Consider the following 12,052-nt stretch of genomic DNA (forward strand, 5'->3'; position numbering starts at 1 on the left):
GGCCGATCGGCATCGACGTCGAGGAACACGGTCGCTGCGAGCACATCGCCACCGATGTGGATCTCTCCCGAACGGTGGGCTGGTTCACCACCAAGCATCCCGTTTCGCTACAGGCCGCGAAGCTGAACTGGCGACATGTCGTCACCGGTGCGGGCCGCCTCGGCGCCGTGATCGCAGACGTCAAGGAACAATTGCGTGCCCACCCCGATCCCATCACGTACGGGCTGCTGCGTTATCTCAACTCGGACGCCGCGCCTTTCGGGCCCGACCCCACGATCGGCTTCAACTACCTCGGACGCCTCGGCGCGAGCGCCGCGCAGCTACCCGCGGAAGGTTGGCGCATCAGCGAAGAAGGGCTCGCCCTGGCCGAAGCAGCCGCGGCGGTGCCCATGCCCTTGCCCCACGCGGTAGAACTCAACGCCGCGATCGTCGAGACCGACGGCGGCCCTCGGCTGCAGGCCGATTGGTCCTGGGCGCCCTCGCTGCTCGACCACACGCGGGTCGGCAGGCTCTGTCAGCTGTTCTTCGAGGCGGTGCGGGGCATGTGCGCGCATGTGGACCGGGGCGGCGGCGGGCTCACCCCGTCGGACATCATTCCGGCTCGCCTCAACCAACAGCAGCTCGACCAACTCCAGTCGGGCCACCGTATCGCCGACGTTCTGCCGCTCACCCCGCTCCAAGCGGGTCTGCTGTTCCATACCCAGAACGGCGTCGTCGCAGACGACGTCTACGCCATGCAACTCGACATCACCATCGCAGGTCCGCTGGACTGCGACCGCCTGCGAGACGCCCTGCACGGAGTGGTCACCCGCCATCCGCATCTGGCCGCGCACTTCTGCACCGAATTCGAGTACCCGGTGCAGGTCATTCCCGCGGACCCCGCCCCCGGATGGCAGTACGTGAACGCTCTCGACGGCGGACGGGACGTCGAAGAAGTCGTTCGCAAGGTGTGCGTTGACGAACGCACGGCGGTCTGCGACCTCACAAGACCCCCGGCTTTCCGGGCGGCCCTGCTGCGCACCGCAACCGACCGCCACCGGTTCGTGTTGACCAATCACCACATCGTCCTCGACGGATGGTCGTTGCCGATCCTGATGCAGGAGATATTCGCCGGCTATTACGGGCAACGGCTGCCCGCGGCGGCGCCGTATCGCGAATTCGTCGTCTGGCTCGCCCGACAAGACCTCGATGCGGCCCGCGCCGCCTGGCGTGCGGTGCTGGCCGGATTCGACACTCCCACGTTCGTTGGCCGGCCCGGATCGCTGAACCGCGGGGCGCGGGGCACCGCCGAAATCCGGATGGCTGAGCGTGATACCAAGGCGTTGAGCGACTTCGCTCGCGCACAACGCTCCACCGTGAACACGGTGTTGCAAGCCGCCTGGGCGCAATTGCTGAGCTGGCTGACCGGCAACCGCGATGTCATGTTCGGCGCTGCGGTATCCGGGCGTCCCTCCGACCTGGCAGGCGCGGAATCCATGGTGGGCCTGCTGATCAACACCGTTCCGGTGCGAGTCGACATCGACCCGGTGGCCACCGTGGCCGATCTGCTCGGCCGATTGCAACGCGCCCACGTCGAGACCCTGGAACACCAGCACCTGGCGCTCAGCGAGATTCATCGGCTGACCGGTCATGACCAACTCTTCGACACCATCGTCGTCTACGAGAACTACCCGGTCGACACCAACGCGCTGACCGAAGCACGCGAGCTGGCCATCACCGATATCGTCGGCCGTGAGTCCACCCACTATCCGCTGATGCTTCAAGCCCGAGCGGGCGAGGACCTGCGTCTGCGTTTGGAATACGACTGCGACGTGTTCGACGCACCCGAAATCGACAGGCTCGCCGAACTGTTGCAGCGGGTCCTACAGGCGATGACCGCCGCTCCCGCCCAGCGCATCTCGTCGTTGGACGCCCTCGACGCCGACGAACACGAGCGGCTGAACCGGTTCGGTAACCGGACGGTGCTGGGGATGCGCGCCGAATCGTTGTCGATCCCGGCGCTGTGGACAGACCAGGTGGCGCGCACACCCGAGGCCGTCGCCGTCAGCTGCGGTGAAACTTCGTGGACCTATCGCGAACTCGACGAAGCCTCGAACCGGCTCGCGCATCTGTTGATCGGCCGGGGAGCCGGCCCCGGACGTTGTGTGGCTCTGCTGTTGGAGAGGTCCGCCGAGGCCGTCGCGGCCATCCTGGGGGTGCTCAAGACCGGAGCGGCCTACCTGCCGCTGGACCCGGCGCTGCCCGCGAGCCGGATTGCGTTCATGACCGGGGACGCCGCGCCGATCGCCGCGGTCACCACCGCAGAACTGCGCGACCGGTTGGACGATTGCGGTCTTCCCGTCATCGACGTGCACGACCCCGCGATCGCCGCCCAACCGCGCGAGGCCTTACCGCCGCCCACACCAGACGACCTGGCCTACATCATCTATACCTCCGGGACCACTGGAATCCCCAAAGGTGTTGCGATCACGCACCGTAACGTCACTCAGCACCTGGACTCGCTGGGCATGGGGCTGCCGCTGAGGTCGGTGTGGGCGCAATGGCACTCGCTGGCCTTCGACGTCTCGGTGTGGGAGATCTGGGCCGCACTGCTGCGCGGTGGCCGGCTGGTCGTGGTGCCCGAGCCTGTTGCGGCCTCACCTGAGGACCTGCAAGCCCTGCTCGTCGCCGAGGACGTCAGCGTACTGAGCCAGACACCGTCGGCTGCCGCGATGCTCTCGCCCGCGGTGTTGGGGTCGACCGCACTTGTGGTCGCAGGTGAGGCCTGCCCGACGGAACTGGTCGATCGGTGGGCACCGGGCCGAGCCGTGGTCAACGCGTACGGGCCCACGGAGACAACGGTGTACGCGACGATCAGTGAACCGCTGACCCCGGCGCCCGGTCCGGTGCCGATCGGTGCGCCGGTGCCGGGCGCCGCGCTGTTCGTGCTCGACGGCGCGTTACGGCCGGTGCCGGTGGGGGCGGTGGGCGAGCTGTATGTGGCCGGTCACGGTGTGGGCGTGGGATATTGGCGCCGGCCCGGGCTCACGGCGTCACGGTTCATCGCGTGTCCGTTCGGCGGCAACGGATCTCGGATGTATCGCACCGGTGACGTGGTGCAGTGGGGCAGCGACGGGCAGCTGCGATACCTCGGCCGCGCGGACGAGCAGGTCAAGATCCGCGGCTACCGCGTCGAACTCGGCGAAGTGCGCACCGCCATAGCCGGAGTGGCCGGTGTCGAGCAGGCGGCTGTGATCGCCCGGGAGGACCGTCCCGGGGACACGCGCCTCGTTGGTTACGTCACCGGGACGGCGCACGCCGACGAGATCCGCGCCCAGCTGGCGCGTCGACTGCCCGCCTACATGGTGCCGGCCGTCGTGGTCACCCTCGACACCTTGCCGTTGACGGTCAACGGCAAACTCGACCGTCGAGCCCTGCCGACGCCCGAATACGTGACCGCAGAACGTTATAGCGCCCCGACACTCGCCGTCGAAGAGATTCTGGCCGACATCTACTCCGACGTGCTGGGTGTCGAGCGCGTCGGCATCGACGACTCCTTCTTCGACCTCGGCGGGGATTCGCTGTCGGCGATGCGCCTGGTGGCCTCCGTCAACGCCGGGCTCGACGCCGGCCTGACCGTTCGCGCTCTGTTCGAAGCGCCCACGATCACCCAGCTCGCCGCCCGGGTCGCCGGGTCGACCAGGGGACGTGCACCGGTCCTGTCCGGCGATCGGCCCGTCGTGATCCCCTTGTCGTTCGCTCAGAGCAGGCTGTGGTTCCTCGACCAACTGCACGGTCCTTCAGCGGTTTACAACATGGCCGTGGTGCTGCGGTTACGTGGAGAGCTCGACTGTGAGGCACTCGGGATGGCGCTTGTCGACGTTGTGCGTCGTCATGAGAGTCTACGGACGGTATTCGTGGCGACTGACGGGACGCCCCAGCAAGTGGTACTACCGCCCGAGCGGGCCGAGTTCGGTTGGGCGACAATCGATGCCGTCGGGTGGCCGACAGCGCGTCTGGATCGGGCGGTCCATCGGACGGTGCGCCACTCGTTCGACCTGACCGCCGAGGTTCCCCTGCGTGCGCGGCTGTTCCGAATCGCCGACGATGAGCATGTGCTGGCCGCCGCGGTCCATCACATCGCCGCTGACGGCTGGTCGATCACCCCGCTGGTGCGTGATCTCGGAGTGGCGTACGCCAGCAGATGCAGTAGGCAAGCGCCTGGATGGTCGGATCTGCCTGTCCAATACGCGGATTACGCGTTGTGGCAACGCGCGCAGTTGGGTCGACTCGATGACGAGGACAGCCCCATCGCCGCGCAGTTGAGCCACTGGCAGCAAGTCCTCGCCGGGATGCCCGAACATCTGCAGCTTCCCACCGATCGTCCCTATCCGCCCGTGGCCGACCATCGGGGAGCAACTGCAGCGGTGGACTGGTCCGCCGAACTGCAGCGCCGGGTGCGTGAGGTGGCCCGTCGACACAACGCGACCAGTTTCATGGTGACTCAGACCGCCCTTGCCGTCGTCTTGGCTTCGGTCGGCGCGACCGATGACGTCGCGGTGGGATTCCCGACCGCCGGGCGCGCCGACCCCGCCCTCAACGACTTGGTTGGATTCTTCGTCAACACGTTGGTTCTTCGAGTCGACCTTGGTGGAAACCCCACTCTCGCAGACCTTCTGGCCCAGGTGCGCAGGCGCAGCCTGACCGCCTACGAGAACCAGGATGTCCCGTTCGAGATGCTGGTCGACCGGCTCAACCCGTTGCGGAGCCTGACCCACCACCCGCTGGTACAGGTGATGTTGTCCTGGCAGAAGGTCTCCGGAACCGAGTCCGACTCCGCGACGCGAATGACGTTGGGTGACGTCGAGGCCACGCAAGTGCCGTTCGATCTGCACACGGCCCGAATGGATTTGGTGTTCCACCTGGCCGAGTGCTGGTCCGACGGAGACGAGCCCGCCGGGATCCGAGGCGCCGTCGAATATCGCACCGACGTGTTCGACGCCGTCACCATCGGCGCGCTGATCGACCGCTTGGAGCGTGTGCTGACTTCGATGACGACCGATCCGCAGCAGCGGATCTCCTCCTTGGACACGCTCAGTACCGCGGAGCGGACCCGACTCGACGACATCGGTAACCGCGCGGCCCTGGACCAGGGCCCCGTCCCGGCATCGATCCCTCAGCTGTGGGCGGACCGTGTCGCGCGCACACCCGAGGCGGATGCGATCACCTTCGACGGCAGCACCCTGACCTACCGAGAACTCGATGAACTGTCGAATCGGTTGGCTCACAGGCTGATCGACGTGGGCGTGAAACGCGGGCAGTGCGTCGCGTTGTTGTTGGAGCGCTCAACCGCGGCCGTCGCGGCGATTCTCGCGGTGCTGAAAACCGGTGCGTCTTATGTTCCGATCGACCAAGCTCACCCCGACGCCCGGATCGACTTCATGTTCGCCGACGCGGCACCGGTCGCGGCTGTCACCAGCCCCGCGTTCGCCCGGCGGCTGGATCGGTGCGACGTCCCGGTCGTCGACGTCAGCGACCCCCGGATCGACCTGCAACCCGATGCCGCGCTTCCCGAGCCGGCGCCCGACGACCTGGCCTACATCATCTACACCTCCGGCACGACCGGAATCCCGAAAGGGGTCGCGGTCACCCACGGCACGGTGACCCGGTTACTGCAGGCGTCGGCCGACGGCTTACCCCGCGGCGGGGTGTGGACGCAATGGCATTCGCTGGCCTTCGACGTGTCGGTCTGGGAGATCTTCGGAGCCCTGCTGCGGGGTGGGCGGCTCGTCGTCGTTCCCGAAGACGTCGTGTCCTCGCCGGCGGATTTCCACGCGCTTCTGATCGACGAACACGTCACCGTGCTGAATCAAACGCCCTCGGCCGCCGGACTGCTTTCTCCCGACGGGCTGGATTCGGTGGCGTTGATGGTGGCGGGGGAGGCCTGCTCTGCAGAGCTGGTGGATCGATGGGCGCGCGGTCGGATCATGGTCAACGGATACGGACCCACCGAAACGTGGTACACGTCGTTCAGCGCGCCTCTCTACCCGGGATCGGATGTGGTGCCCATCGGTGCGCCGGTACCGGGGGCGGCCTTCTTCGTGCTCGACCAATGGCTGCGACCCGTTCCGCCGCGGGTGGTCGGTGAGCTCTATGTGGCCGGTACGGGGCTGGCGTCCGGATATGTGAACCGGGCAGGGCTGACCGGATCCCGATTCGTTGCTTGCCCGTTCGGACCGCCCGGGGCCCGGATGTATCGCACCGGTGACCTGGTTCGGTGGGGCGCCGACGGACAGTTGCACTATCTCGGGCGTTCCGATGAACAGGTCAAGATCCGTGGCTACCGTGTCGAGCTCGGCGAGGTCAAAGCCGCACTGGCTCAACTCGACGGCGTGGATCAGGCCGCCGTGATCGCCCATGAGGATCACCACGGCAACAGACGACTCGTCGGCTATGTCACCGAACACATCGCCGGCGCAGTCGATCCCGGTCGAGTACGACTCGCGCTGGCGGATCGACTTCCCGGATACATGGTGCCCGCCGCCGTCATGGTGATCGACGCCATCCCGCTGACCGTCAACGGGAAACTCGACACGCGCGCGCTCCCAGCGCCCGATTTCCAGAACAGCGACACCACGCCTCAGGCACCCGAGACTGCGGCCGAGACCCTGATCGCCGACGCCTTCGCCCGTGTCCTCGGTGTCGAACGGGTCGGAGTCGACGAATCCTTCTTCGACCTCGGGGGAGACTCGCTGTCCGCGATGAGGGTCGTCGCGGTCATCAACGCCGAATTGGACACCCACCTCGCGGTGCGCACCATGTTCCATGCGCCGACGGTCAGGGGACTCAGTCAACAGCTGGGTGAGCCGGACAGCGCGGCAGAAGTCGTTCCTGTCGAGGTTCTCAAAGAGGGTGAGGGGTCGCCGTTGTGCTGCATCCACGACGGCTTCGGGCTCAGCTGGGCCTATCGCAGCCTCGCCGACCACCTGCCCGGGCCGATCCTCGGAATCAACCAGACCGCTGCCGATGGCGAGACCGAACCCCGATCGATTCGTGAGATGGCCGCGTGTTATGCCGACCGCATCCAAGCCATCCGTCCCGCCGGTAGCTACAGGATCCTCGGCTGGTCCCTGGGCGCGGTGGTTGCGCATGCGCTGGCCGTCGAACTGCAACGCCGCGGGTGCGTCGTCGAACACGTCGTGCTGTTGGACGACGCCTTCAGCGCCAACCGGGTCATCCCCCGCGTGCGAGCCTCCGAGGAGGGCGCAATTCTGCGAGAAGTGCTGCGGCTCAACGGCATCGACGTTACCGACGCAACCGGGGCCTTCACCGCCGAGAAAGCGGTGCAGCTGATTCGCCGCTACCTCGAAGCCGGCGGGTTCCCCTGCCCGTCGACGCAGTTGCTCGAGTTCATGGTGCACTGCGTCGTCAGAAACCAACGTCACCTTCACGAGCATGTCCCGGAGGTGTTCGACGGTGACGCGGTGATGTTCTCGGCACGCCGGGACGAAGACGACGCGTCGACGGCTGTGTGGACCTGGCAGCCATACATTTCCGGTGACATCGCGACGTACTCCGTCGACTGCACACACCTCGAACTGCTGGCGCCTGCGTCGCTGGAAACCTACGTCGACGACCTCGAGGAGGCTTTGGAACCGCGATGAGTGTCAACGAGAGCATCGACATCGCCGACATGCCTCGTGGCGGGCCGCACGCTTCCTGGTTGGACCGGCGACTGCAAACGGATCGGCTGGAATACCTCGACCGCCACGACGTCGACGAACTGAAACGCAAAGTCGTCGAAGCGCTCGACCGCGGCGGCCGGCGACAGCGGTTGGGCGTCTACGGAAAGTGCGCCACCGCGGTGCTCGACGAGGTGGCCGACGTTGCATCGCCGAACATCTTGGAGCTGGGAGCCGGGTTGGGTGGTCTGTCGCAGATCGTGCTGGAAAGGCACGCAGGTGCCCGAATCATGGTGTCCGACATCGATCTCGCGTTCGTGAGTGCCATTGCGGCCGGAGATCTCGGCCATCATCCGCGTGCCACCGTGCGGCAGATCGACGCCACCGCAGTCGACGCGCCCGACGGTTCGTACGACCTCGCGGTGTTCGCGTTGTCGTTACACCACCTGCGGCCCGACCAGGCCGCGCGGGTGTTCGCCGAGGGAACCCGGGTAGCGAACAAGCTCATGGTCATCGACCTTCGCCGACCACCGGCGCCCGTGCATGCCGTCGTGTTGGCGGCGATGTTGCCGTTCGTCCGGCTGGTGCCGTTGCTGCACGACGGGGTGATCAGCTCGCTGCGGGCGTACAGTCCCTCAGCGCTGCGTGCGCTCGCCCAGCATGCCGTGCCGGGCATCTCTGTCGAATTTCGCACTCGCCGGTTCGGCCCGACCGTCGTGGTGGCGAGTCGATCGCCACTGCGCTGACAAGAGCCCGCCTAAAGGCTGCCCAGGTCGTCGGGCACGTCGACGGCGTGTTCTCGCAGCGCCTCCAGGGAGATCACCTCGAGCGTCCGCTCATGTGTGCACGCCAGCACCACCGGCGCGGCGAAGCCGTCCTGGTAGGCCTTCAACCAGTTCACCGCGGTGACGCACCAGCGGTCGCCCGGCCGTAGACCGGGGAAGCGGTACTCCGGTCGTGGGGTGGACAGGTCATTGCCGATCGACCGCTGGTGCGAGAGGAACTCCGCCGTGACCACCGCGCAGATCGTGTGGCTGCCGAGATCCTCGGGCCCGGTCGAGCAACACCCGTCCCGGTAGAAGCCGGTCATCGGGTCGGAACCGCACGGCTCCAGCGGCTCGCCGAGCACATTGAGTTCAGCCACAGTCGTCCGTCGTCTTGGAGGGTCCTAATATTCAGTACTACCCGAACATATTCGAGTGAACGAGGAGCATCCGGCATGGCCGCGCTCAGGACTGGCGACGGATTGCCCGACATCGTCGTGACCGCTGTCGCATCGACGACAGCGTTGGCCACCGACGCCGAACAGACCTGGCAACTGCTACAGCAGGGTCGAAGCGGAATCCGGGCGCTCGACAAGTGGTTCGTCGACGAGTTCGACTCGCCGGTCCGAATCGGCGGGCCGATCCTCGAGGATCTCGACGAACAGCTGGACCGCGTCGAGCGGCGCCGGACGTCGTACATGCAGAAGATGTCGACCGTTCTGAGCCGCAGGCTCTGGGAGATCGCAGGCAACCCCGACGTCGACACCCGCAGGCTCGCGGTGTCGGTCGGCCTCGCTCTCGGCAGTACCGAGGAGATCCCTCTCCAGCACGACCTCTGGCGGCAGAAGGGTCTGCGCGCCGTGTCGCCGCTGACCATACAGATGTACATGCCCAACGGAGCGGCCGCTGCGGTCGGACTGGATCGGCAGGCCAAGGCGGGCATCATCTCACCGGTGATGGCCGACGCATCGGGCGCCGCCGCCATCGCCCAGGGCTGGCGCCACCTCGTGCTCGGCGAGGCCGACATGGTGATCTGCGGTGGCGTCGAAACCCACATCGAGGCGGTGCCGGTCGCGGCGTTCAGCTTGCAGGGGCTGCTGTCGACCAACAACGACGACCCCGCCGGCGCCTGTCGTCCGTTCGACAAGGACCGCGACGGCATGGTGTTCGGCGAGGGCGGCGCGCTGATGCTCATCGAAACCGAGGAGCACGCCAAGGCGCGCGGTGCGCGACCGCTGGCCCGCCTGATGGGCGCGGGCATGACCTCGGACGCCTACGACGTCAGCGAACCCGATCCCAACGGAGAGCGCGCCGGCGACGCGATCGTCCGGGCGATCGAACTGGCCGGCCTGACGGCAACCGACATCGACCACATCAACGCGCACGCCACCGGGACCGTCCACGGTGACCTGGCCGAGGCCCGGGCCATCCGTCGGGCGCTCGGCGACCACTCGCCGGCGGTGTACGCACCGAAGGCGGCATTGGGGCATTCACTGGGATCCGCCGGCGCGATCGAGGCGGTGCTGACGGTTCAGGCGCTGCGCGACAGGATCGTTCCGGCCACGCTCAACCTCAAGGACATCGATCCGCAGATCGACCTCGACGTGGTCGCCGAGAGCCCGCGCCGCGGCGACTACCGCTACGCGGTCACCAATTCGTTCGGGCTCGGCGGGTACAACGTCTCGTTGGTGTTCGGCGCGTACTGACTATTTGCTCAGCGTGAACTGGCCGACGTAGCTGACGTTGCGTTGGAAGAAGTCCGAGCAGCCCCGTAGGTACTTCATGTACCGGTCGTAGACCTCCTGCGATGTCGCCGCGACCGCCTGATCCTTGGCTGCCTCCAGCTTCTCGGCCCACGTGTTCAGGGTGCGCACGTAGTGCGGGGTCATGTCGTCGAAGTCGGCGACGGTGAAGCCGGCATTCCCCGCGAACTCGTAGACGTCCTCGTCGCACGGCACGGCGCCGCCGGGGAAGATCTCCTTGGCGATGAACCGCATGAACTTCAGGTCCGACATCACGATCGGAATCCCCAGCTCGGGCCACCGCTTGAGCGGGTGGCCCATGATCGTCTGCAGCACCATCCGGCCGTCGGCGGGCATGACCCGGTAGCAGGTGTCGAAGAACGCCTTGTACTTCGATTTCGGCCACGCTTCGAACGCCTCGATGGACACGATGCGGTCGACCGGTTCGTCGAACTCCTCCCAGCCCTTGAGCAGCACCCGCCGGGAGCGGTCCGTCTCGACCGCATCGAGGATCTGCTGGCCGAGTGCGTGCTGATTGCGGCTGAGCGTCAGCCCGACGACGTTGACGTCGTAGGTCTCGATCGCGCGCTTCATCACCGAACCCCAGCCGCAGCCGATGTCGAGCAGCGTCATCCCGGCCCGCAGGTCGAGCTTGCGCAGTGCGCGGTCGATCTTGGCGTACTGCGCCTCTTCCAGGGTCATGTCGTCGCGTTCGTAGAACGCACAGCTGTAGGTACGCGTCGGATCCTGGAAGAGGCCGAAGAAGTCGTTCGAGAGGTCGTAGTGGGCTTGAACGTCCTCGTACGCCACCTTCATCGTCGTCCCCGAACTATCCGACATCTTCGATTGGCCTCCTATGCGGGTGTTACGCGACCCCGACGACCCCGTAACGACCAAGCTTTATATCGCACTTCTCCTGAACCGGCTAAGCAGGTGCCTTCTCACACGTGAACTGGGCGACATCGGTGTAGCCCTCGCGGAAAAGGTCGGCACAACCGGTCAGGTATTTGCGGAAACGCTCGTAGATCTCCTCGGAGGTGATCGCGATCGCCTCGTCCTTCTTGGCCTCGAGGTTCGCTGCCCAGGCGTCGAGCGTCTTGACGTAGTGCGGCTGCAGGTGCTGTTCGCGGGTGACCGTGTAGCCGGCTTTGTTTGCGTGCTCGCGCACCATCGACGCCAGTGGCAAACGCCCGCCCGGGTAGATCTCGTCCATGATGAACTTGATGAATCTCACCCGAGACATGGTCAGCGGCAGGCCTTTTGCCTTGATCTCCTCATCCTCGGGAATGATGATCGTGTGTAGCATCATCACGCCGTCGTCGGGCATCCAGTTGAAGGTCTTCTTGAAGTAGTCGTCGTACTTGTTGAAGCCGAAGTGCTCGAAGGCGCCGATCGAGACGATCCGGTCGACTCGCCCCTCGAATTCCTCCCACGGCTGCAGCCGCACTTCCATCTTGCGGTCGCTCTTCAGATTGGCGAACCAGTAGTCCTCGATGTGGCGCTTCTGGTTCTCCGAGAGCGTCAGGCCGATGACGTTGACGTCGTACTTCTCCACCGCCCGCGCGATCGTCGAGCCCCAGCCGCAGCCGATGTCCAGCAGCGTCATACCGGGTTTGAGGCCCAGCTTGCCCAGCGACAAATCGACCTTGGCCCGTTGCGCCTGCTCGAGGGTGTAGTCATCCTTCTCGAAATACGCGCAGCTGTAGGTCTGCGTCGGGTCCTGCCACAGCTTGAAGAACTCGTTGGAGATGTCGTAGTGGAACTGGACTTCCTTCTTGTCCGATCCGCGGGTCTGCGCCGCGGATTTGGACAGCCACTTCGACTGTGCCTGTTCTGCCGAGCTCTGCTGTGTATCTGAGGTTCCTGCCACGGTCCACCCTTAGAA

6 protein-coding genes (1 of these 6 only partly in view) are annotated in these 12,052 nt (G+C 66.1%); 3 read left to right on the forward strand and 3 right to left on the reverse strand.

The window, feature by feature from the left end; genetic code table 11:
• Positions 1–7,643: the end of a non-ribosomal peptide synthetase gene (locus AU193_RS12440; protein ID WP_082682951.1), read on the forward strand. The gene continues 22,426 nt to the left of window position 1, outside the view; the window shows 7,643 of its 30,069 coding nt (coding positions 22,427–30,069); its start codon lies off the left edge, out of view; the stop codon is at positions 7,641–7,643.
• Complete coding sequence (locus AU193_RS12445; RefSeq protein WP_064422694.1) at positions 7,640–8,407, forward strand: methyltransferase domain-containing protein; 768 nt, start codon at positions 7,640–7,642, stop codon at positions 8,405–8,407. The genes AU193_RS12440 and AU193_RS12445 overlap by 4 nt, the downstream gene beginning before the upstream one ends.
• An 11-nt stretch (positions 8,408–8,418) precedes the next feature.
• On the opposite strand, the gene AU193_RS12450 is transcribed toward AU193_RS12445, so the two are convergent.
• Complete coding sequence (locus AU193_RS12450; RefSeq protein WP_064422695.1) at positions 8,419–8,805, reverse strand: DUF2237 family protein; 387 nt, start codon at positions 8,803–8,805, stop codon at positions 8,419–8,421.
• A 75-nt stretch (positions 8,806–8,880) separates the two neighbouring features.
• Between AU193_RS12450 and AU193_RS12455 the strand changes: the two genes are divergently transcribed.
• Entirely contained in the window at positions 8,881–10,131 is a 1,251-nt protein-coding gene (locus AU193_RS12455; RefSeq protein WP_064422696.1) for a KasA/KasB family beta-ketoacyl-ACP synthase, read from the forward strand.
• Here AU193_RS12455 and AU193_RS12460 read toward each other — a convergent pair whose 3' ends face one another.
• Together AU193_RS12460 and AU193_RS12465 are read right to left on the reverse strand one after the other, a co-directional pair.
• Entirely contained in the window at positions 10,132–11,007 is an 876-nt protein-coding gene (locus AU193_RS12460; RefSeq protein WP_172798289.1) for a cyclopropane mycolic acid synthase family methyltransferase, read from the reverse strand.
• Positions 11,008–11,092: 85 nt separating this feature from the next.
• Positions 11,093–12,037: a cyclopropane mycolic acid synthase family methyltransferase gene (locus AU193_RS12465; protein ID WP_064422698.1), complete on the reverse strand. Its 945-nt coding sequence runs from the start codon at positions 12,035–12,037 to the stop codon at positions 11,093–11,095.
• Positions 12,038–12,052 lie beyond the last annotated feature (15 nt).

Origin of the sequence: Mycobacterium sp. GA-1285 (genome assembly GCF_001499905.1) — a bacterium.
Taxonomy (GTDB): Bacteria; Actinomycetota; Actinomycetes; order Mycobacteriales; family Mycobacteriaceae; genus Mycobacterium.

Excerpts from the sequence above, each read along its gene's own strand:
- AU193_RS12445 (WP_064422694.1), top strand. The coding sequence starts at position 7,640 with ATGAGTGTCAACGAGAGCATCGACATCGCCGACATGCCTCGTGGCGGG.
- AU193_RS12455 (WP_064422696.1), top strand. The coding sequence starts at position 8,881 with ATGGCCGCGCTCAGGACTGGCGACGGATTGCCCGACATCGTCGTGACC.
- AU193_RS12460 (WP_172798289.1), bottom strand. The coding sequence starts at position 11,007 with ATGTCGGATAGTTCGGGGACGACGATGAAGGTGGCGTACGAGGACGTT.